This window comes from Yersinia thracica (genome assembly GCF_902170565.1).
In the GTDB taxonomy this organism is placed as follows: domain Bacteria; phylum Pseudomonadota; class Gammaproteobacteria; order Enterobacterales; family Enterobacteriaceae; genus Yersinia; species Yersinia thracica.
Map to the genome: position 1 here is coordinate 95,488 of NZ_CABHXX010000071.1, position 21,377 is coordinate 116,864.

The following is a 21,377-nucleotide window of genomic DNA, read 5'->3' on the forward strand; positions in this document are numbered from 1 at the left end:
GATGACGGGTATATATCTGTAACCTGCATCAACCCGCGGGTCACCGATAAATCTTCCACACTGTCGCCCCACTGCGAAGGACGGGTTATATGCAACCTTTGAACGGCCCAAGTGTTCCTATTGCGAGTGGCAGCAATGTCGCGCCGACTAAACTGCCCTCTCCGGGCCAAGTGGAAGATAGGGCACTAACTCCAGCACAGCGCACCACGCTGGAAAAACTGATTGTACGGATCATCGCGCTCAGCCCAATAAAATCTGCCGAGATTTGGGCGGGCTTGCGCCACGATTTATCCCTTAGCAGCACCAGCGATTTACTGGCTCGCCACTTCCAACCGGCAGAGCAATTGCTGCAAACCCGCTTGTCGCAAGCGCAGGAAAACCATGCCAATCACCAACTGCGCCAGCAACTTACCGAGTTACTGCCCCAAGGTAATAACCGCCAGGCAGTGAGTGACTTTATCCGCCAGCAATTTGGTCACACGGTGTTAAGCCAGTTAAGCCATGCAGAGCTGCAACAGGTGCTGGTATTACTGCAATCCGGCACGCTGAATATTCCACAACCTCAGTTAACAACCATAACTGACAGGCCATTGTTACCTGCGGAACATCAACACATTCAATCGTTGGTGGCGAAACTCAGTGCGGCAACCGGCGAGCAACCGACTAAAATTTGGCAAGCACTGTTTGATATGGTGGGAGTGAAAAATCATGACCCGCTGCCTGCTCGTCATTTTCAGATACTCAGCCAGTTTTTACAGGCCAAAGTGACCCTCAGCCAACAAACGGCCCCGACATTAATTAATCTGCAAACTGCACTCAAACAGCCCGCCGATGCACAGGAACAGCAGCTATTGATTGATTATAGTCTGAATCGCTTCCAGGCCAACCCAACCACACCGCTGACACAGGCGCAGTTAAACGACATTATTAATGTTCTGTTTGCCGCCCGATTAGACCGCGCTAATGCCGCCCAGCGTTTGGCTGAAGATCAAAAAACCCTTCAGCCTTTGATTAACCCGCTGATTGCCGCACTGCCGCAATCATTACAGCCTTTGTTGCAAAAACCATCACTGGCTTTTATCGCGCTCATTATTGTCATGGCCATTTTATTGGCTATTTTTCTTTAAGCGCGTTGAGTCACGACTTATTGGCTTAGGTTATTTATCCCTGAGCCAATAAAGTGACCACTATCCTCTCAGAGCACTAATAATAGCCAGCCGACTAATGCACTCCAGAATAAGAATGGCAGCGAATCTCTGTTCACTGCCAAGCTTACATACAGCCAGTGGCCTCAAGCTAGATTTGGGTATTTTGTTTTACCGCTTTTCTAAAGTCATCCATAGAACAGAATCCTTTAGCATCGATCGGGCAACCTTCAATTTCCAGTGTGACACGTTTAGGCGGAGCTTGAAGTGATAACGGTGTTTTATTACGGATTTGTTCGGTCGACAAATAAATATACTCAATCTTCATCAATTCTTTGTTTTGTTTAATATCTTTCCAGCGTTCAAATACCACCTTGCCGCTAATGGGGGTTTTCTCATATTGATCTGGCAATTGATATTCTTTGGTCTTGAGTGCGGCCAATAATGACGCAATATTGGAGTCATGCCCGACCAATACCGCCAATTTGGCTTTTTGTGCCGCTAATTCATTCGGCGTTTTCTCACCCACGGGATCAAGGGCTGAACTGATAAAACCAACCAGCTTCTCAGCAGCATTATCTGCTATAGCGGGTGAGCCGAATAAAGTTTCATGGTAAAGGTTTTTAATATCGATTAATTTGCGCCACTCTTCCGATGACTGAATACGCCCCCATGCGACATCTTTGGCCGGAAAACCTTCATAATACTGCAGCATGAAAGCATCCGATGCACCGGTGCCCAATCTCAGTGGGCCGGTAATACCCGGTTCTTTATTTTGCACTAATACAATATCTGTCGGTTGCGTGCTCCAATCACATTTCTTATCTACTAAGCACGCAGGTGAGTTTTTATAATCCAAAACCTTGGACAACAAATCATAGTTAGGTTGCAAGCGCTTATTTAAGCCCTCTACCCCACCCGGCCCGGCATGTTGATTAATAGAAGCCAGCGCTTTTTGTTTAAACTCTGGAGTAATGTCCAAGGTAATAATTGGATTAAATACCGGGTCCATTTTGCCGATTTCTTTTTGGTGAACAACGGGTACATTACAACCGGGGAAAGCACCAAATAAGAAATGTTGCGCAGTTCCAATCGTTCTTGGCAAGCTGTTGGCGTAGGTAAATACCGAGGTAGGTGCTGGGCATCCGCTTGATTTTAATAACTTGGTATTTGCCAGCCACTCGCGGAAATATCCGCCCATCATCGCTTCAAGTTCTGCGCCTTTTGGCGTCAGATAACCGCCGGGTGTTGTCCATTGCGGCCATTTATCCGGTGTTGCACTGGAAAGCATATCGCCATAATTCACCAGAGGTGCACGTATACCATGGCGGCTCATGACCAAAACCTGTTCAAGTTTATAATTATCGCTTTTATCTTGAGCCATAATAGGGGTTGAAACAGGTAGGAGTATTGCCAATAAGGTCAAGGTATAGGCCGTTTTTACTTTTATCATCTCAAGCTCCGTCATCCAGTTGATGGTATATCCCCTGCCGCCTGGCATTGCAGGGTAAGCTACAAACCAAGCGCTGTGGATATAAGAATCGGTAGACTTTCAATTGCTACAGATTTGTTACAACAGACATGATAGATACAGAAAAGAGGTAAAAGTGGAGTCTCATCACAGTTCCACGAATTATTTAGGGTATTTGGGGAGTCATCTGCGTGTTAGCACCGCGCTGTTTTAAACAGAAATCATTTCCTGGTGGGCATATCTGGAATAATTAAATCCCCACGCAATGCATAGGAACCTAGCACACTTTTGGTTTTCTCATTAAGCCATGCCACTATTTTCGCCGCCATGGCGTCCATAGAATATTCAATCGCAGGAATGGTTGGAACCCCCGGATAATGTAACGATCCGGCGAGGCTAAATACCATGATGTCATCAGGAACGGATTTATTAAACGCCTGAAGTTGTGGAATAACACTTTGTGCTTCCCGCTCATCAGCAACCAACAAAGCATTAAAATTGAGTGTCGCACTACTATTAAGCAGCACTTGTAACGCAACCGATGACGAGGATGAATCCATAAAAATCAGGTCACGATTGAAAGGCAAAAAGTTATTTTCCAGTGCTCGTTTATAACCTAATAGCACCTCGTCCACATACCCGCTGGTATCCGGATTTATTAAGGCAATTTTTCTTCTGCCCTGTTTTATTAAATAATTACAGGCGGTTTCTGCGGCAAAAGCATGATCAAAATGGATACTATTAGTGGCATCGACATCCATACAATCGACCAGAATGATACTTTCATCCGCAAGATTAAGTGGGAAACGGGCACCAATGACCAACACGTCATCACACAAACCGCAGGTCAACTCATCCAGTGCCTGCATAACTTCAGATTTGTTATTGGCAAAACGCAGCAGCAAATGCTTTTGATGCTGGCTCAGATGTTTTTCAAGCGCATAAAGATAACCGGTTGTTTGGTTTATGTTTTCCTGCGCACAGATAACACCAATACAGCCTGTTGACTGACTTAATAATGATTGCGCGATAACATTTGGCCGATAATTGAGTTCATCGACCGCTTTTAAAACGGCCAGGCGGCTAGCTTCCTTAACGCCACGTGAACCACTCAACACCCGTGATACTGTGGCTTTAGAAACCCCAGCCAAACGTGATACATCGTTGATTGTAGACATGATTCTCTCCTCGGCAGGCTTTAGTCCTTGCAATCATTCCTAAATATAGCTCTGGCCCAAAAATTGCAGCTTCCTGAGTATAATCGTTTCCATTTGCCATGGAAACCGAATTTCCATCACTATCCAAAATAGTTATCCAACCCCCAAAGCTGTGATGTTCATCAAATAAATAATCCCTTTACATACTGGACTTTGATGGCTATCACAATTCCATTCTCTTTGGATGGAAAACGGTTTCCGTATGATATCCAATCATTGCCGAAACAACCGCATTACCTAATTGGAAAACGGTTTCCATAGAGTGTCAAACCCGTTTTTCACACTGTTTTTTATATTTTGAGGATGGTTGTCGATGTTCAAGATTATGTTGTGTTGTTCCGCCGGTATGTCCACCAGCATGCTGGTGAGGAAGATGCGGACAGTTGCCGAGGAGAGAGGAATACCTGTCGAGATTGATGCTTTTGGCGTATCTGAATTTGATACTCAGTTTCCACGCTATCAGGTTGTTCTACTCGGGCCGCAAGTGAAATACATGTTAGGTATGCTCTCAGAAAAAGCCGCTGCTCAGGGTATTCCCGTTCAGTCCATCGATATGATGGATTACGGAATGCAGCGTGGCGATAAAGTCCTGGACTATGCACTGTCGCTCATTAACGCGACCCACTAAGAAGGTGTTCAAATGAGTTCTCTCTATCAATCGATGGTTGCTGTTATTGAACAATCTATTACTCCGTTAGCCGGACGTCTCGGGCAGCAAAAATATGTTATTGCTATCCGTGATGGTTTTACCGCAGCACTGCCCTTTATGATCATCGGCTCATTTATGCTGGTGTTTATTTTCCCTCCATTTTCGGCTGATACCACCATAGGATTCGCCCGGTCATGGCTGGACTTTTCTCAGACCTATCGTGCGCAGCTCATGCTGCCATTCAATCTGAGCATGGGGGTCATGACATTTTTCATTTCTGTCGGGGTGGGTGCCAGTCTGGGACGGCAGTTTAATCTCGACCCGGTAATGACCGGCTTGCTGGCATTTATGGCATTTTTGCTTGTTGCAGCCCCCTTTGCCGACGGAAAAATCTCGACTCAGTATCTTTCTGGCCAAGGGATCTTCACTGCATTGATTACGGCTATTTATTCCACCCGTGTTTATGCCGCATTGAAGCAACACAATATTACTATTCGCTTACCGAAAGAGGTGCCAACAGGTGTTGCGCGCTCTTTTGAAATATTGATCCCAGTATTGGTTATTATTGCCACACTGCACCCACTCAATTTATTCATTGAATCGCAGACCGGCATGATCATTCCAGAAGCTATCATGCATTTACTGGCTCCATTGGTTTCCGCATCAGACTCATTGCCAGCAATGTTACTGTCCGTCTTGTTGTGCCAGATTTTCTGGTTCTCCGGCATTCACGGCTCATTGATTGTGACGGGCATCATGAGCCCATTCTGGATGACCAATCTGGCTGCAAACCAGGCCGCACTGGCCGTTGGCGCAACCTTACCGCATATCTATCTGCAAGGTTTTTGGGATCACTACTTACTGATTGGTGGCGTAGGTTCCACATTACCACTGGCTTTCTTACTGTTGCGTAGCAAAGTCACTCATTTACGCACCATTGGAAAATTAGGTGTGGTACCAAGCTTCTTCAATATTAATGAACCTATCTTGTTCGGTGCTCCCATCATTATGAACCCAATAATGTTCATACCTTTTATCTGCGTACCCATGATCAATGCCATTCTGGCTTATGGCGCAACCAAACTGGGATGGTTGGCTCAAGTGGTCTCCCTGACACCATGGACAACTCCGGCTCCAATTGGTGCATCCTGGGCGGCGAATTGGGCCTTTAGCCCGGTAGTGATGTGCTTGATATGTATGATGGTTTCCGCCCTAATCTATCTGCCATTCCTGCGTGCTTATGAACGTTCATTGCTGAAAACCGAAGTGGAGAAATCGCTGAACAACGCCCCATCCCTTGCAGATACCGTCCGTAGCAACTGATAACAATTCATAAAGAGACTAGATTAATGAAATACCAATTTCCGGATAACTTCTGGTGGGGCAGTGCCAGCTCAGCACTGCAAACTGAAGGAGAAAGTCTGCACGGTGGCAAAAGCCCAACAACTTGGGATGCCTGGTACGCCAGCCAACCATCGCGCTTTCACCAACAGATTGGCCCGAATGATACCTCAACATTCTATCGCCACTGGCGGCAAGATATTGCGTTGCTTAAACAATTGAATCACAACAGCTTTCGAACATCATTAAGTTGGGCTCGCCTGATTCCAAATGGCGTTGGTGAAGTCAATCCCGAAGCTGTCGCCTTTTATAACAATGTGATAGACGAACTTCTGGCCCAAGATATTACGCCCTTTATTACGCTGTTCCACTTTGACATGCCGATGGCGATGCAAGAGATAGGCGGCTGGGAAAACCGTGAAGTGATTGATGCCTGGAAGCACTATGCTGAAGTGTGTTTTGAGCTGTTCGGCGACCGGGTTAAGCATTGGTTTACTTTCAATGAGCCGATTGTTCCTGTTGAAGGCGGCTATCTGTATGACTTCCACTATCCCAATGTGGTGGATTTTAGACGAGCAGCGACGGTGGCATATCACACGGTGTTGGCACATGCGACGGCGGTTAAAGTTTACCGCGCTGGTCAGTATGAGGGGGAAATAGGTATCGTGCTGAACCTAACACCTTCATATCCACGCTCGCAGAACCCTGCCGATTTGAAAGCGGCCGAATATGCCGATCTATTGTTTAACCGCAGCTTCCTGGATCCGGCATTGCGCGGTGAATATCCGCAGGAACTGATTGATTTACTGTGTGATTACGACCAGATGCCGGTACGCCAGCCAGGGGATAAAGCCCTCATTGCTGAAGGCAGAATCGATCTACTGGGCATTAATTACTATCAGCCACGGCGCGTAAAATGCCGTGACAGTGCAGTAAACCCACAAGCTCCTTTTATGCCGGAATGGCTGTTTGATGCCTACGAAATTCCTGGCCGTAAAATGAATCCTTATCGGGGATGGGAAATTTATGAGCCTGGAATTTACGATATTTTGACCAATTTACGGCTTAATTACGGTAACCCTCGTTGCTTTATTTCCGAAAATGGCATGGGTGTTGAAAATGAAGAGCGTTTTTTACAAGATGGAAAAATTAACGATCAATATCGAATAGATTTTGTCTCCGACCATCTTAAATGGCTGCATAAAGGAATAAGTGAAGGCTGTCATTGTCTTGGTTACCACATGTGGACATTTATTGATAACTGGTCTTGGTGCAATGGTTATAAAAACCGCTATGGCTTTATTCAATTAGATTTATCTAGCCAGAAACGTACAGTCAAAAAAAGCGGAGAATGGTTTGCCACTACCGCTGTTAATAATGGTTTCGATTAACCCAGGAATAAATAATGGTCGAATTAGAAGAAGCAGTAATGGAAATTATTGTTAATGCCGGGCAATCACGCAGCTTGTGCTTTGAAGCATTACAGGCCGCGCGAAAAGGCGACATTAATAAAGCCAAAAGTTTGCTACAGGAAGCTGATGGCTTTGCCCGTCAGGCACACCATATGCAAACCAAGCTGATTGAACAGGATGCAGGAGAAGCCAGACAGCCAATGACGCTTATTATGGTTCACGCGCAAGACCATTTAATGACGTCTTTGCTGGCTCGTGAATTATCAGAAGAAATTATTCACCTTTATCAGCGTTAACTTTTAAATTAAAAAATATTAGACCCTAAATAATTCGAGTTGCAGGAGGGCGGCCAACGCACATGCAGTTTGAAGTATGACGGGTATATATTACCCATCTTAAACGGAGAGATTATTACGCCTAAAATTTAAATAAACCTTATTCTAATGAAATCATAGAGACAACCTTACTTTGGTGATAGCACTATTATCCTGTCAAATTCAGGCAGGATAATTATTATCTAAACTAGCCCCAAAGAACTTGGAATTACAGGTAGGCAGCAAGTGAACTCATCCCGATGAGCTTACTCGAGTAAGTGATTCGGGTGAGTGATAATAGCTAACACCCCTGTAGTTTCAAGTACGAAGGGGATAATTATAAAATGAGATAGCAATGACAATATACAAACAACTTCCTTTAGCAATGGCGGTTATCGCCGCGCTTTGCCCTATTTCTGTACTGGCACAAGAAACTGTGACAACCATTACGACCGAACAACTTAATAAAATAGTGGCCGATGCGGTAGAAAAGGCGCTCGCGGAACGTAAGGAAAAAATAGAAACCGCTACGATTCAAAAACCCAGTGTCGATGTGGTTGAGAAAGCCTCTATACCACCCACTCCAGATATGGCCATCCCCTATGGCCTAAAATTCAATGCTTATGCGCGCTATGGAGCACAATTCCAGGCGGGTGACCAAAAATATGTGGGTGTTGATGGTTCTTATAATGGTTCCTCAGCTATTGGCCGCTTGGGAAATGAGGGCAACGGCGGGGAGTTCCAGCTTTCTAAAGCCTTTAAAGGCGATAATGGCGCAATATGGGATGTGGTGGTCATGCTCGACCACTGGGGTGACGAAGTTAACCTGAAAAAAGCTTATGCCGGGGTGACTAACTTATTTGAATCTCAACCCAATGCCTATTTATGGGCCGGTCGTGATTTCCATCAGCGCCCACAACAAGGTATTAACGACTATTTCTGGATGACCCATGATGGACAAGGCGCTGGGATAAAAAACTTGGATCTCGGTGGTGTTCAACTTGATGCCGCCGCGGTCGGCTCGGTACAATCCTGTAATCCTGAAGTTGTCGCAGACCAATCAAATCCATCACGCATCACCTGTACTGGAGGGTCAGGAACCGGTGATAACGGCCATTATGCTCTGACCTCCAAAATACATGGCGTGAAGTTGGGGCCAATCGACTTTGAGCTGTTTACCAACTATGGTTTTGATTCTAAAGCTATTGAAAGCGAAGAAAAGTTGAAAGCCTGGCAAACTGCGGTGGTACTCAGTCATAAGGGCGACAATATCGAAAACAAGTGGGTTACCCGCTATTCCGATAATTCAGATAACAGCGTTTATAACAAAACTGACGATCTTCGCACTGTTTATACCAGCCTTGAGGGCACCTATAAGTTCACACAGCAAACCTCTGTAACTTACCTCGCGGCATTCCATGATTACGACAGAAGTCATCATAATGAAGACAATCGCCGCAATTATGGTGTCATTATTCGCCCAATGCATTTCTGGAACGATGTCCATTCAACCTGGCTTGAAGCGGGTTATCAGCGCGTAGATTATGATACCGGCGGTGATAACAAAGGCTGGAAGCTGACACTTTCTCAGAATGTCTCTATCGCGATGGGGGCAGACTTCAGACCAATGCTGCGCTTCTATGTCACCGGTGGTGAAGTCGATAACAAGCATACTGCGACCACCACTGACACCGAAGATACACGCCTTGACTCTTTCAACATCGGGGCAATGTGGGAAGCCTGGTTCTAGTCCATATTCAGGATAGCCGCTCCGGCGGTTATCCTGAATAATATAGCGTTAATAAAAATCCCATCTGGTCATCATTACCTCATATTGTCTTACAGCATATCTGGCTGTTATCTTGGTATTTATATGACGTCATACTTCGCCTACCACCGACAAAAGATAGGAATAATAATGATGAAAATTTTGGGACTTATTGGCGGTATGAGTTGGGAATCGACCATTCCCTATTACCGGCTGATCAACCAGCAAGTTAAAGAACAATTAGGCGGATTGCACAGCGCCAAGATTATTCTCTACAGTGTGGATTTCCATGATATTGAGCAGTTGCAGGCCAAGGGGGATTGGCAAACGGCGGGCCAGATGCTGTCTGATGCTGCGGTTTCATTAAAACGTGCCGGGGCAGATGCTATTGTCGTGTGTACCAATACCATGCACAAAGTGGCAGATGAAATTGAAGCCGCCAGTGGATTACCTTTATTACATATTGCCGACGCCACTGCCGCACAAATCAAACAGCAAGGGATCAGTAAAATCGGTTTACTCGGCACCCGTTATACTATGGAGCAAGATTTCTATCGTGGCCGTTTAACCCAAAAGCACAATATTGAGGTCATTACGCCGAACAGTGAGGATCGCGAAATTATTAACCGTATTATTTATAAAGAACTTTGTCTGGGTATTATCAGTGAAACGTCGCGTCAGGAATATCGCCGTATCATGGGCCATTTAGAGGCGCTGGGTGCGCAAGGGATTATCTTTGGTTGCACGGAGATTACCCTGTTAGTTAATGCGCAAGATGCCAGTGTGCCCGTGTTTGATACCACGGCAATACACGCCAAAGCAGCGGCACAATATGCGCTCCAGCTCCATCTTTAACTCTAGCAATACCTAAAGATATTAATATCGCGGGCCAAGGACATCAGCCACTAACCCTATTCTTGCCCGCAGTTTTTGAGTTATAGAGCATTTTATCCGCCCGAATTAATAACTGTTCCTGCGATTCTTTTTGTTCCAACTCAACCACACCTAAACTCATTGTGACATGAATATCGCCATCTACAGGCATTCTCTCAATCAAGTGCCTAATTTTCTCCGCGATGCTTTTAGCTTCATTTAATTGCGTATTAGGTAAAACAATCATAAATTCATCGCCTCCCCAACGACCTAACAGGTCAACCGCCCTAATATTGTTGCTAATAACATCAACAACATGTGTCAATGTTAAGTCTCCAACTGAATGGCCGTATTTGTCATTAATTGATTTGAAATTATCTAAATCCAGCGCAAGCAATGATAACGGCTGGCAAAAACGCTTAGCACGGTTATATTCATGCTTCAGTACTTTTTCCAGCAAATAACGATTTGCAGCGGAAGTTAATACATCCGTTTCCGAAAGTATCTTTTCGATATTTAATTGCTGCTGAAGCTGAAAATTACTTTCACGTAACTCGGCGGTTCGTTCTTCGACTAAGGCTTCCAATGATTTATTTTTCAGTTCCAACTTTTCAAGACGATGTTTTCTATCATGAATATTCCGGTGTGCGCCTATCATTCTTGACACTGTACCGTCAATATTACGTTCAATCACCTTACCGCGATCTTCAATCCAGATATAATCACCGTCATGAGTTAGGCAACGATATTCTATCTGGTATTTTTCGGCCTGCTGATTAATATACGCATCGAACTGAAACATAACCCTTTCAAAATCTTCTGGGTGAATAATTTTTTCCCAAGTATGCACTGTATTTTCAAAAGCATGGGCAGGATACCCCAGCATTTCATACCAACCGGTATTACGGTAAACAAACCCATTGTTTGCATTCCAATCCCAGATACCATCACTTATCACTTCGAGAATTTCGTGAACAACACGCTCGTTTAAATCGGCAATCTTAAGCTTATGATCACTTTGATTATAGTTCATTAAACTACCCTGCTGTGTTGATAAATTAAAAGACACGAATAACTTTGTTTAATTATTGTTCTAATATTGTGAATTAACGGTTTTGAGCAGGCAAGGATTTTTTAACTCTAAATTTGACCTTAAAAGAATATAAACTTATTAATAACCAGTAAGATTTATCTTAACACCTTAGTATTCAACTACCTACTTTGTGTGGTGTTATACATATATAATATTTAGTATAAGATATTTTTATGAATAACCTGTGATCAGTCCGATTTCTTTTGCATAAAAAGATAAAATTAGCAAAAAATAGGTTTATCTGATGGGGATTTTATTTTATAGCAAATAAAAAAGCCTGCGATCTCTCGCAGGCCTAATTATTAAAGATAAACTAGCAGAAATATCTGCGTTTAATCTTATTTCTGGTATTTACGCATAACCAATGTGGCGTTAGTCCCGCCGAAACCGAAGCTGTTAGACATCACAGTGGTCAATCCACGTTGAGTTGGCTCGGTGATGATATTCATCCCTACCGCTTTCTCATCCAGATTTTCAATATTAATGCTTGGTGCAATAAAACCGTGCTCAACCATTAACAGGCTGAAAATAGCTTCATGTACACCGGCCGCACCCAGAGAGTGACCGGTCATCGCTTTCGTTGAGGAGATAGCCGGGGTGTTATCACCAAAGACTTCACGGATAGCACCCAGCTCTTTCACATCACCTACCGGTGTAGAAGTGCCGTGTACGTTCATGTAATCAATTGGCGTATCAACTCCTTCCATTGCCATCTTCATACAGCGCACAGCGCCTTCACCTGATGGCGCGACCATATCTGCGCCATCTGAAGTTGCACCGTAGCCAACAATCTCAGCATAGATATGTGCGCCACGGGCCAGAGCATGCTCCAACTCTTCAACAACAACCATGCCACCGCCGCCTGCAATGACAAAACCATCGCGGTCTTGATCATAAGTACGGGAAGCTTTTGCCGGAGTTTCATTGTATTTGGTAGACAATGCACCCATTGCGTCGAACTCGCAGGACATCTCCCAGCACAGTTCTTCACCGCCACCGGCAAACACCACATCCTGTTTGCCCAACTGGATCAATTCCAGCGCATGGCCAATACAGTGAGCAGAGGTCGCACAAGCTGAACTGATAGAGTAATTTACGCCTTTGATTTTAAAAGGTGTTGCCAGACAGGCGGACACGCCGGATGCCATGGCTTTCGTCACCATATAAGGGCCTACGCCACGCAGACCTTTTGCGCGCATGCCATCAGAACCAGCAACCTGGTTGCGAGGTGAACCGCCACCTGAGCCAACTACCAGCCCACTACGGAAATTAGAAACTTGTTCTTCCGTCAGCCCAGAATCTTCAATGGCCTGTTTCATCGAAAGATAAGCATAAACAGAGGCGTCGCTCATAAAGCGCAGCACTTTACGATCGATATTTTCTGTAATAGTCTCAGGTGCGAGCTTTACATCGCCCCAGACATGGCTGCGCATACCTGCGTCTTTAAATTCCTGAGAGAAAGTAATGCCAGAGCGGCCTTCCTGTAAAGATGCCAGAACTTCCTGCTGGTTATTACCAATGCTGGATACAATACCCAAGCCAGTAATGACTGCACGCTTCATTCAATACCTCTTCCACTTATTTTACATTCGGGATTTTGCAACGCACTTTAGCGTACAGTTGTACGCCGAACAAGTCCGATCAGCGTAATATACCCAGATAATTTTACGATTTGCACGCGGCGGGTCACATAGTTAGAATCGCCCTACCCCTTGAGATACGAGTCTTTAAACGTGAGCCACTCCCCAATCCAAACGGCGACATTAAGCTGGAATGAACAGGGTACACCTGTATCGGAACAGTTTGGTGACATCTATTTTTCCAATGAAGATGGGCTGGAAGAAACTCACCACGTTTTTCTTAAGGGAAATGGCTTCCCCGAGCGCTTTGTGCAGCACCCGCGAGATAACTGTGTTTTTGCTGAGACAGGTTTTGGTACAGGGTTGAATTTCCTGACATTATGGCGTGATTTCGCCCAATTTCGCCAGCTTCATCCCACAGCGAAACTCCAACGTTTTCACTATATTAGCGTCGAGAAATACCCGCTTCAGGTCGCTGATTTAACCGCAGCCCATGACCATTGGCCGGAGCTGGCCCCTTTTGCCGAGCAACTGCGTGCTCAGTGGCCATTGCCCCTTGCCGGGTGCCACCGTATTTTGCTGGCAGGTGGAGCTATCACACTGGATCTATGGTTTGGTGATGTGAATACTCTGCTGCCACAGCTGGATTACAGCTTGAATAATCAGGTAGATGCGTGGTTCCTTGATGGGTTTGCGCCAGCTAAAAACCCTGATATGTGGAATGATGCGCTATTTAGTGCCATGGCTCGTATGGCCAGGCCGGGGGGCACATTCGCCACATTTACTGCTGCTGGATTTGTGCGCCGCGGGTTGCAACAAGCAGGATTTGACGTCGCGAAAGTCAAAGGTTTTGGCCAGAAACGTGAAATGCTGACCGGCACGTTGCCACCCCGCCAGCTTACGGCCCAATCCGCACCTTGGTATCATCGGCCCTCTGCTGCCCGTTGTGATGATATCGCGATTATCGGTGGAGGAATTGTCAGCGTATTAACCGCGTTGGCCCTGCTGCGTCGTGGTGCAAAAGTCACACTTTACTGTGCCGATGCACAACCCGCCCAAGGTGCCTCAGGTAACCGGCAAGGGGCGCTCTACCCCCTGCTGAATGGTAAAAGTGATGCACTGGAAACCTTCTTCACCAGCGCGTTTACCTTTGCCCGTCGTCAATATGACCAATTGCTTGAGCAAGGTATTCACTTTGATCATCAATGGTGCGGTGTCAGCCAATTGGCCTTTGACGAAAAAAGTCGCAGCAAGATTGATAAAATGCTGCAAACCGACTGGCCGCTATTACTTGCCGAAGCGATGAGCCGTGAGCAACTGAGTGCGTTGGCCGGGCTAGATTGCGCGCACGACGGTATCCACTACCCCGCCGGTGGTTGGCTTTGCCCATCAGACCTCACCACCGCCCTCATGGCGCTGGCGCAACAAAAGGGTATGACCTGCCACTATGAGCATGAACTGCATCAGCTAGACCGGGTTGACGGGTTATGGCAACTGGGATTCAAGCAACTGACAAGCAGACAACATGCCACTGTGGTGTTGGCCACCGGTCACCGCTTACCTGAATGGGAACAAACCCGGCACCTGCCGCTGTCGGCTGTGCGCGGGCAAGTTTCTCACATTCCTACCACGCCGGTACTCAGCCAGTTGCGGCAAGTGCTGTGCTACGACGGTTACCTGACGCCGGTAAACCCGACGAATCAGCATCACTGTATCGGTGCCAGTTACCAGCGCGGTGATGTGGCGACTGATTTTCGGGCCGATGAACAGCAAGAAAATCGGGATCGCCTGTTACGTTGCCTGCCGAATGTCAGTTGGCCGCAGCAAGTGGATGTCAGTGATAATCAGGCGCGCTGCGGTGTGCGCTGTGCTATTCGTGATCATTTGCCGATGGTCGGCGCAGTGCCTGATTACAGCGCAACACTGGCGCAATATCAGGATTTACAGCGCAAAGTCCAACGTGGTGAAGAAATTCCTCTCGCGCCGGTGTGGCCGGAATTATTTATGGTGGGCGGATTAGGGTCGCGCGGTTTGTGCAGTGCGCCATTGGTAGCCGAGGTTCTGGCCGCACAAATGTTTGGCGAGCCTCAACCCTTAGATGCAACCACGCTGGCGGCACTGAATCCTAACCGGTTTTGGATTCGAAAATTACTGAAAGGCCGGCCGGTGCAACAGCGCGTTCCAGTATTATTTTAGCCAGTAACTCGCGTAGCTAGCCCCCTGCGACTTCAAGGGCGTATCAATCCCCAAAGTCATTGACGTCGCAGGTAGGCAGCAAGTGAACAAGTCCCGATGAGCTTACACCGGTAAGTGATTCGGGGGCGTGAGCGTAGCTAACACCCCTGCGACTTCAAGGGCGAAGGGGATTTTGGGCTTGTTCTAATAAACGATCCCACAACCCCAAAACCAAAGCCTGATCCGGTGGAGAAAGCTCACCGGCTTTGATGGCCTTATCCAGACTGGTCTGCACCCGAGCATGTAGCTGCTCAGCAGTGTGCTCACCAAACTCTTCAGATTCAGCAACGGCCAATGTTAGATGCCCGCGCAGGTAGCCGCCAGCAAATAAATCATCATCACTGGCGTACTCTACCATGTCATCTATCTGCGCCAGAATGCGCGTTTCAAACTCTGCGATCATCAATTTTCCTCAATAACCCGCCATATTTCAAACCGCAAGTGTGTTGGCTGCACCTTGAAATCTATAGGGTTATATTTTATATCCAAAATAATGGGTGTTCAGTCAAACAGAAAATTAAGCTAAATCTTCTGGGTAAGGGAAAAGCGCTGGCACCAACGGTGGCGTATTGTAAAACGATTGTAGCGCCTGAATAAAGCCCGCTGGTCGTGGGGATATGCCGTTTTCCAGGTGCCATAGCACCTGTTCGCGTACTTTGCGCTGAAATGTAATGCGGTCTGGCTCGCAATCACCTTCCAGATTGTCGCAACTGACATTGAACGGGAAACCGGCGGCCACACAAAACATCCACTCCAGCGCCTGCGGCTTGATTTCTACTGCTTCAAACTGGCTTTGCGTTAATGCATCACGCCCATCGGGGCAGTACCAATAGCCAAAATCCACCCATTTACGGCGCTCTTCCCCGGCAATACACCAATGGGAGATTTCATGCATCCCGCTGGCGTAATAACCATGGGCGAAAATCACTCGATGATAAGAAAACTGCTCATCGGCGGGCAGATAGATAGGTTCATCATCGCCTTTCACCAACCGCGTATTATATTTCTCGCTAAAACAGGTATTAAAAATATCAATTAGTTGCTGATAATCATGAGTCATGCTTGGGTCCGTAAGCGCGGTATCAGCAGCGGCATTCAGCTCACTGTTATTTTTGATACCTTCAGTTATGCAAAACAAATTATTAGGCGAAAACGTGTAATCCTAGCCAGGCGGAGATCTCGGCACCGTGGCTGTCGTACAGCAGCTTGCAGCTCATGACCAATGACACCACGACAATCATTGGGCGAATCAATTTCTGCCCTTGGGTCAATACCATGTGAGCGCCAAGGCGTGCGCCCAGAACTTGCCCCACCAGCATCACCAACCCAATACTCCACACCACTTTGCCGCCGACAATGAAGAAAATCAGACTGCCTAGATTGGAAGTAAAATTGAGCACTTTGGCATGTGCCGTGGATTTCGCCAGATTAAAACCGCACAGAGTCACAAAAGCCAATGCATAGAAAGAACCGGCACCGGGGCCAAAGAAACCATCATAAAAGCCCACACCGCCACCGGCAATCAAAGCAAATGGCACCGCCGACAAACGGCGTTGCTGGTCAACTTCACCGAGCTTAGGGGTCACCAGGAAATAGACACCAATACCAATCACCAACAGCGGCAGGATTTGGCGCAGAATATCGGCCCGCATATGCTGGACTAAAATAGCGCCCAGCATTGACCCCACCACAGTGAGAGCAATGGTAAGCTTTTGCTCTTTCAGATTAACCGCCCCACGGCGGATAAAATAAAGGCTGGCGGAAAATGACCCACCGACCGATTGCAGTTTGTTGGTCGCCAAAACCTGCGCCGGAGGTAACCCCACCGCCAGCAGCGCCGGGACGGTCAATAGCCCGCCGCCGCCAGCAATGGAATCAATAAATCCGGCCAATATAGCGACTAAAAACAATATCCCCAAGACCGCAGGACCAAGGGTAAACCAATCCATGATTTATTCCGCAGCGAAATGGTTATCCAGCAAAGCCTGACAGGAAGGCGGCAATGGCGGTGGTAAGGTTTGACCCGGTTTAGCACTGGGCTGATGAGGCTGGAACCAGCTTTCTAACTCTGCGCCACAGCCATCACCCGGCGGGGGCGTGTCTTGATCCAGACATTCCAGACTATCTGCTGGGCAACGCAAGCGCACATGCATATGGGCACGATGGCCAAACCACGGGCGCACTTTATGCAACCAGGTACGGTCCGTACCGGCATCTAAACAAAGCTGCTTTTTAATCGCCGGATTGACGAAAATACGTGTTACTTCATTATCATTGGCGGCCAGTTTAATCAGGCTTTCAACTTGCGGTTGCCATAATACTGGCACCACTCGTTTACCATCAACAGCTACCAAATCAATAGGTTGCGGTTTTAATAATTGCTGCTGGCTCCAGCGCTGTTTCGGAAATTGTAGCCAAATATCCACATCCAGCCCCGACTGATGGCTAGCATGTCCGCTGCTAAAACGCCCGCCTGCTGGCATCGCCATATCACCAATTAACACTGTACCAAGCTGATTTTTCTGGGCTTTATCACTCAGCCGATGGATAAAATTCAGTAAATCAGGATGACCAAAATAACGACGTTGATCCGGGCGCATCACCTGATAATCTGTCGATTCAAGCGGCAAAGGCATCGCGCCGATAACGCAGCCATTGGCAAAACCACCAATTGACTGCGGAGACCCTGCCACCGGGTGGGTAATCTGTTGCCATGGCGTCACCGCCATAACCGGGCTGATGGCAACCAGTGCCAATAAGCCCGCTATCCATTTTTTCATGGTGCTTACCAGCGCGGGACGTCTGAAACCACATCACCGCACTGTGCACGCTGGCGCAGCAGGTGATCCATTAACACAATCGCCATCATCGCTTCGGCAATCGGAACAGCACGAATGCCGACGCAAGGGTCATGGCGGCCACGGGTAATCATCTCAACCGCTTCGCCCTGCCGGTTAATCGTCTGCCCCGGAACCGTGATGCTGGAGGTCGGCTTCAACGCGATATGTGCTACGACTGGCTGCCCGCTGCTAATCCCACCTAAAATGCCGCCAGCATGGTTGCTTTGGAAACCTTGCGGGGTAATTTCATCGCGGTTTTCGCTGCCACGTTTAGTGACCACCGCGAAACCATCACCAATTTCCACCCCTTTCACCGCATTGATGCTCATCAGCGCATGAGCTAAATCAGCATCTAAACGGTCAAAAACTGGCTCGCCTAAACCGACCGGGACGTGTTCAGCCACCACCGTAATTTTAGCGCCAATAGAGTCACCGGCCTTTTTCAGCTCGCGCATCAGGGCATCCAGTGACTCCAATTTGCTCACATCCGGGCAGAAGAATGGGTTTTGCTCAACTTGATCCCAGTCAACCACATCACAGCTGATATCACCGATTTGTGCCAAATAACCGCGCACCTGCACACCAAATTTCTGCGCCAGATATTTTTTCGCAATAGCACCGGCAGCAACGCGCATCGCCGTTTCACGGGCAGAAGAGCGGCCACCACCGCGATAATCGCGTACGCCGTATTTTTGCTCATAAGTGTAATCGGCGTGGCCTGGGCGAAATACATCTTTAATCGCACTGTAATCTTGTGAGCGCTGATCAGTATTTTCAATCATCAATCCGATACTGGTACCGGTGGTGACCCCCTCGAATACACCAGACAAAATGCGCACTTGATCCGGCTCACGGCGTTGAGTGGTATAGCGCGAGGTGCCAGGACGACGTCGGTCGAGATCCAACTGGATATCAGCCTCGGTGATAGGAATGCCCGGTGGAACACCATCGATAATACATCCCAAGGCGATGCCGTGAGATTCACCAAAAGTGGTGACGCGGAAAAACTGCCCAATACTGTTCCCAGCCATCACGGCTCCTTGAATTCTAATAAGCACTTTGTCAGGCCGGTATTCGCCACCCTGACAGATTTAAAGTGAATAATTAATCGCGATATATACTGAAATGTGGCGCACAATCAATCAGTTGTTGTTTAGTCAACATAAAGACGCCGTCACCGCCATTGTCAAACTCCAGCCAAGTGAACGGCACATCTGGATATTGATCCATTAAATGCACCATGCTATTGCCCACTTCGCAAATCAGCACACCATCATCTTGTAAAAAGTCTGGCGCACAGGCCAGAATGCGGCGGGCCAGTTTCAGACCATCGCTACCCGCAGCCAAGCCCAGCTCAGGTTCAAAGCGGAACTCGTCCGGTAAATCGGCCATATCTTCGGCATCAACATACGGCGGATTGGTGACAATCAGGTCATATTTGATAGGCGGTAAATCACGGAACAGATCGGAGCGAATTGGCGTGACCTGATGCTCCATACCATGCTGCTGAATATTGTGCTCAGTGACTGCCAGCACATCATTGGAGATATCAACGGCATCCACTTCTGCTTCCGGGAAAGCATAGGCACAAGCAATGGCAATACAGCCGCTGCCAGTACACATATCCAGAATATGTTTAGGTTGATGGCGAATCAGCCCATCAAAATTGTTATTAATCAGCTCGCCAATGGGTGAGCGTGGCACCAATACACGCTCATCAACATAATATTCCATGCCACAGAACCAAGCTTTATTAGTCAGGTAAGCAACTGGAATACGCTCATTGACCCGGCGAATAACTCGCTCAACAATACGATGGCGCTCACTGGATGTCAGGCGCGCATTGCGCATATCTTCCGGAATATCTATCGGTAAAAATAGGCTTGGAAAAACCAATTGCACCGCTTCGTCCCACGGATTATCAGTACCGTGACCATAAAAAATATTGGCCGCATTAAAACGGCTGACTGCCCAACGCAGCATATCCTGAATGGTGTGCAGCTCATTTACTGCTTCATCGACGAAAATCTTGTCCAAGGTATTCTCCAGCTAGGGCGTAAAATCATTATCTATGCCCCTAGTTTGCCATGAAGCCCGCCACAAATCAGCAGCAATACATCAGTTGAATGATAACCAAATAATGAAATACACCTTAAAGCCACCAATCTTAAGATTACATTTATTTAGACAGATGCATATCAACAGGTAAACTGGGGGAATTGCATAAGTACGATGAACAGATAATGAAAAATAAATATCACCTGACAACAGATGAATTAGCACTATTTAAAGAGTCGATAGCCGGAGCCAAGAAGCTGAAACAAGACACAATTGTCCATCGTGTGCCGCCCAAACTCGGCAAAAAAATTGCGCCGGAACGATTGCTGCAAGAGCAGGTTGATGCCAGCCATTATTTTTCTGATGAATTCCAACCGTTATTAGATACCGACGGCCCAACACGCTATGTGCGGCCAGGTATTGATCATTTTGAAGTAAAAAAACTTCGACGGGGCGATTACTCACCCGATATGTTTTTAGATTTACACGGGTTAACCCAAAAACAAGCTAAGCAAGAGTTGGGAGCATTGATTGCCGCCTGCAAACGCGAGCATGTGCATTGCGCCTGTGTTATGCATGGGCATGGCAAGCATGTTTTGAAGCAGCAAACTCCGCTGTGGTTGGCGCAGCATCCCGATGTACTGGCATTCCATCAAGCCCCGAAAGAATGGGGCGGCACAGCGGCATTATTGGTATTAATCGCGTTAGAACAGTAGCCGGATTGGTGGGCGAAGCAGTCATGAGCATTGTGGTGTCACGAATGCCTTTGTCATGAAAAATATAAGAATAGAAATAACAAAGGCGCGACAGTGATGCCGCACCCTATTGAACATTAGCTCATTGAACATTGGCTCAGATGATATTTAGCCGTGACAAGCTTTAGCTAAAAGTTGTGTCGGGCTAACCTGCCAGTCAAAAGTCCCCTTGCCAGTTTCGTCATCCAAATCAACACAAGCAATTGCTGAAGTCGCAAACATTGGCGGGCATTGCCCCGGACAAAGTTCAGCCACCAAATACCCGACCAGCGGCAAGTGCGAAATAACCAACACCGCAGCGCAATCTTCTTTTGCCAGTGCTTGTAAATAGCAACAAACAAAAGCGGCATCCCCACCCGGCGTTAATTCTGGCATCACTTCCTGCTCTGCCGGAAGCGTCATCACCTCGCGCACCACTTCTAATGTTTGCCCCGCGCGTAAGTATGGGCTAACCAAAATCCTTTCAATATCGACTGACTGGTCGTTTAACCAGCTTGCCATCTGGCGTGATTCATCCTGACCACACAGAGTAAGAGGCCTTTGCGCATCACTGGGGGCGTTAAGGGCCGCGTCACCGTGACGCATAATGAAAACTTGCATATTGCACCGTTTTTGTTAACAAAATA

20 protein-coding genes are annotated in these 21,377 nt (G+C 47.1%); 9 read left to right on the forward strand and 11 right to left on the reverse strand.

Going from position 1 to position 21,377, the window contains the following annotated elements; all coding sequences use genetic code 11:
• Window positions 1-89 precede the first annotated feature (89 nt).
• The gene (gene flk, locus FTA91_RS09405; protein WP_050112962.1) at window positions 90-1,127 is read left to right on the forward strand and encodes a flagella biosynthesis regulator Flk; all 1,038 of its coding nucleotides are present in this window, start codon (window positions 90-92) and stop codon (window positions 1,125-1,127) included.
• A 169-nt stretch (window positions 1,128-1,296) separates the two neighbouring features.
• Here flk and agp read toward each other — a convergent pair whose 3' ends face one another.
• Window positions 1,297-2,598 carry a bifunctional glucose-1-phosphatase/inositol phosphatase gene (agp, locus tag FTA91_RS09410; RefSeq protein WP_145583227.1) on the reverse strand — a complete coding sequence of 434 codons (1,302 nt, stop codon included), beginning with the start codon at window positions 2,596-2,598 and terminating at the stop codon, window positions 1,297-1,299.
• 239 nt (window positions 2,599-2,837) lie between these two features.
• Complete coding sequence (locus tag FTA91_RS09415) at window positions 2,838-3,794, reverse strand: LacI family DNA-binding transcriptional regulator (RefSeq protein ID WP_050112960.1); 957 nt, start codon at window positions 3,792-3,794, stop codon at window positions 2,838-2,840.
• A 352-nt stretch (window positions 3,795-4,146) separates the two neighbouring features.
• Between FTA91_RS09415 and FTA91_RS09420 the strand changes: the two genes are divergently transcribed.
• The 6 genes from FTA91_RS09420 to FTA91_RS09445 all read left to right on the forward strand — a co-directional run bounded on the left by FTA91_RS09420 (window position 4,147) and on the right by FTA91_RS09445 (window position 10,172).
• Window positions 4,147-4,461, forward strand: coding sequence for a PTS sugar transporter subunit IIB (locus tag FTA91_RS09420; protein WP_050112959.1), 315 nt, complete (start codon window positions 4,147-4,149; stop codon window positions 4,459-4,461).
• Between the two features lie 12 nt (window positions 4,462-4,473).
• On the forward strand, window positions 4,474-5,805 hold the full coding sequence (locus FTA91_RS09425; protein WP_050112958.1) for a PTS sugar transporter subunit IIC: 1,332 nt from the start codon (window positions 4,474-4,476) through the stop codon (window positions 5,803-5,805).
• A 26-nt stretch (window positions 5,806-5,831) separates the two neighbouring features.
• The gene (locus FTA91_RS09430; RefSeq protein WP_050112957.1) at window positions 5,832-7,214 is read left to right on the forward strand and encodes a glycoside hydrolase family 1 protein; all 1,383 of its coding nucleotides are present in this window, start codon (window positions 5,832-5,834) and stop codon (window positions 7,212-7,214) included.
• Between the two features lie 14 nt (window positions 7,215-7,228).
• Window positions 7,229-7,531 (forward strand): PTS lactose/cellobiose transporter subunit IIA, encoded by a 303-nt coding sequence (locus FTA91_RS09435; RefSeq protein ID WP_050112956.1) that lies wholly within the window; start codon window positions 7,229-7,231, stop codon window positions 7,529-7,531.
• A gap of 373 nt (window positions 7,532-7,904) precedes the next feature.
• Window positions 7,905-9,299, forward strand: a complete 1,395-nt coding sequence (locus tag FTA91_RS09440; protein ID WP_050112955.1) for a carbohydrate porin — start codon at window positions 7,905-7,907, stop codon at window positions 9,297-9,299.
• Window positions 9,300-9,470: 171 nt separating this feature from the next.
• Window positions 9,471-10,172: an aspartate/glutamate racemase family protein gene (locus FTA91_RS09445; RefSeq protein WP_186366636.1), complete on the forward strand. Its 702-nt coding sequence runs from the start codon at window positions 9,471-9,473 to the stop codon at window positions 10,170-10,172.
• A 43-nt stretch (window positions 10,173-10,215) separates the two neighbouring features.
• On the opposite strand, the gene FTA91_RS09450 is transcribed toward FTA91_RS09445, so the two are convergent.
• Both FTA91_RS09450 and fabB read right to left on the reverse strand, forming a co-directional pair.
• Window positions 10,216-11,223 (reverse strand): sensor domain-containing diguanylate cyclase, encoded by a 1,008-nt coding sequence (locus tag FTA91_RS09450; RefSeq protein WP_145536115.1) that lies wholly within the window; start codon window positions 11,221-11,223, stop codon window positions 10,216-10,218.
• Between the two features lie 398 nt (window positions 11,224-11,621).
• Window positions 11,622-12,845, reverse strand: coding sequence for a beta-ketoacyl-ACP synthase I (fabB, locus tag FTA91_RS09455; RefSeq protein ID WP_050112952.1), 1,224 nt, complete (start codon window positions 12,843-12,845; stop codon window positions 11,622-11,624).
• Window positions 12,846-13,016: 171 nt separating this feature from the next.
• Here fabB and mnmC point away from each other — a divergent pair, with 171 nt between their 5' ends.
• Window positions 13,017-15,059, forward strand: a complete 2,043-nt coding sequence (gene mnmC / locus FTA91_RS09460; RefSeq protein WP_145583229.1) for a bifunctional tRNA (5-methylaminomethyl-2-thiouridine)(34)-methyltransferase MnmC2/FAD-dependent 5-carboxymethylaminomethyl-2-thiouridine(34) oxidoreductase MnmC1 — start codon at window positions 13,017-13,019, stop codon at window positions 15,057-15,059.
• Between the two features lie 154 nt (window positions 15,060-15,213).
• Here mnmC and FTA91_RS09465 read toward each other — a convergent pair whose 3' ends face one another.
• From FTA91_RS09465 to prmB, 6 genes are all read right to left on the reverse strand, one after another.
• Window positions 15,214-15,501 (reverse strand): YfcL family protein, encoded by a 288-nt coding sequence (locus FTA91_RS09465; RefSeq protein ID WP_038631710.1) that lies wholly within the window; start codon window positions 15,499-15,501, stop codon window positions 15,214-15,216.
• 114 nt (window positions 15,502-15,615) lie between these two features.
• Window positions 15,616-16,158, reverse strand: a complete 543-nt coding sequence (locus tag FTA91_RS09470) for an elongation factor P hydroxylase (protein ID WP_050113138.1) — start codon at window positions 16,156-16,158, stop codon at window positions 15,616-15,618.
• 82 nt (window positions 16,159-16,240) lie between these two features.
• A complete protein-coding gene (locus FTA91_RS09475; RefSeq protein WP_145583230.1) occupies window positions 16,241-17,047 on the reverse strand; it encodes a sulfite exporter TauE/SafE family protein in 807 nt (268 codons plus the stop codon).
• A 3-nt stretch (window positions 17,048-17,050) separates the two neighbouring features.
• Window positions 17,051-17,878 carry a penicillin-insensitive murein endopeptidase gene (gene mepA / locus FTA91_RS09480; protein ID WP_050112949.1) on the reverse strand — a complete coding sequence of 276 codons (828 nt, stop codon included), beginning with the start codon at window positions 17,876-17,878 and terminating at the stop codon, window positions 17,051-17,053.
• A gap of 5 nt (window positions 17,879-17,883) precedes the next feature.
• A complete protein-coding gene (aroC, locus tag FTA91_RS09485; RefSeq protein ID WP_038631702.1) occupies window positions 17,884-18,969 on the reverse strand; it encodes a chorismate synthase in 1,086 nt (361 codons plus the stop codon).
• A gap of 73 nt (window positions 18,970-19,042) precedes the next feature.
• On the reverse strand, window positions 19,043-19,975 hold the full coding sequence (gene prmB / locus FTA91_RS09490; RefSeq protein WP_038631700.1) for a 50S ribosomal protein L3 N(5)-glutamine methyltransferase: 933 nt from the start codon (window positions 19,973-19,975) through the stop codon (window positions 19,043-19,045).
• Window positions 19,976-20,181: 206 nt separating this feature from the next.
• On the opposite strand from prmB, the gene smrB reads away from it, so the two are divergent.
• Window positions 20,182-20,712, forward strand: coding sequence for an endonuclease SmrB (gene smrB / locus FTA91_RS09495; RefSeq protein WP_145534629.1), 531 nt, complete (start codon window positions 20,182-20,184; stop codon window positions 20,710-20,712).
• A gap of 147 nt (window positions 20,713-20,859) precedes the next feature.
• Here the strand turns inward: smrB and sixA are convergent, their stop codons facing one another.
• Window positions 20,860-21,351 carry a phosphohistidine phosphatase SixA gene (gene sixA, locus FTA91_RS09500; protein ID WP_050112947.1) on the reverse strand — a complete coding sequence of 164 codons (492 nt, stop codon included), beginning with the start codon at window positions 21,349-21,351 and terminating at the stop codon, window positions 20,860-20,862.
• Window positions 21,352-21,377 lie beyond the last annotated feature (26 nt).

Excerpts from the sequence above, each read along its gene's own strand:
- FTA91_RS09445 (WP_186366636.1), top strand. The coding sequence starts at position 9,471 with ATGAAAATTTTGGGACTTATTGGCGGTATGAGTTGGGAATCGACCATT.
- agp (WP_145583227.1), bottom strand. The coding sequence starts at position 2,598 with ATGATAAAAGTAAAAACGGCCTATACCTTGACCTTATTGGCAATACTC.
- FTA91_RS09430 (WP_050112957.1), top strand. The coding sequence starts at position 5,832 with ATGAAATACCAATTTCCGGATAACTTCTGGTGGGGCAGTGCCAGCTCA.
- FTA91_RS09475 (WP_145583230.1), bottom strand. The coding sequence starts at position 17,047 with ATGGATTGGTTTACCCTTGGTCCTGCGGTCTTGGGGATATTGTTTTTA.
- FTA91_RS09415 (WP_050112960.1), bottom strand. The coding sequence starts at position 3,794 with ATGTCTACAATCAACGATGTATCACGTTTGGCTGGGGTTTCTAAAGCC.
- FTA91_RS09465 (WP_038631710.1), bottom strand. The coding sequence starts at position 15,501 with ATGATCGCAGAGTTTGAAACGCGCATTCTGGCGCAGATAGATGACATG.
- fabB (WP_050112952.1), bottom strand. The coding sequence starts at position 12,845 with ATGAAGCGTGCAGTCATTACTGGCTTGGGTATTGTATCCAGCATTGGT.
- flk (WP_050112962.1), top strand. The coding sequence starts at position 90 with ATGCAACCTTTGAACGGCCCAAGTGTTCCTATTGCGAGTGGCAGCAAT.
- FTA91_RS09440 (WP_050112955.1), top strand. The coding sequence starts at position 7,905 with ATGACAATATACAAACAACTTCCTTTAGCAATGGCGGTTATCGCCGCG.
- FTA91_RS09425 (WP_050112958.1), top strand. The coding sequence starts at position 4,474 with ATGAGTTCTCTCTATCAATCGATGGTTGCTGTTATTGAACAATCTATT.
- FTA91_RS09435 (WP_050112956.1), top strand. The coding sequence starts at position 7,229 with ATGGTCGAATTAGAAGAAGCAGTAATGGAAATTATTGTTAATGCCGGG.
- sixA (WP_050112947.1), bottom strand. The coding sequence starts at position 21,351 with ATGCAAGTTTTCATTATGCGTCACGGTGACGCGGCCCTTAACGCCCCC.
- aroC (WP_038631702.1), bottom strand. The coding sequence starts at position 18,969 with ATGGCTGGGAACAGTATTGGGCAGTTTTTCCGCGTCACCACTTTTGGT.
- mepA (WP_050112949.1), bottom strand. The coding sequence starts at position 17,878 with ATGAAAAAATGGATAGCGGGCTTATTGGCACTGGTTGCCATCAGCCCG.
- FTA91_RS09450 (WP_145536115.1), bottom strand. The coding sequence starts at position 11,223 with ATGAACTATAATCAAAGTGATCATAAGCTTAAGATTGCCGATTTAAAC.
- FTA91_RS09470 (WP_050113138.1), bottom strand. The coding sequence starts at position 16,158 with ATGACTCATGATTATCAGCAACTAATTGATATTTTTAATACCTGTTTT.
- smrB (WP_145534629.1), top strand. The coding sequence starts at position 20,182 with ATGAAAAATAAATATCACCTGACAACAGATGAATTAGCACTATTTAAA.
- FTA91_RS09420 (WP_050112959.1), top strand. The coding sequence starts at position 4,147 with ATGTTCAAGATTATGTTGTGTTGTTCCGCCGGTATGTCCACCAGCATG.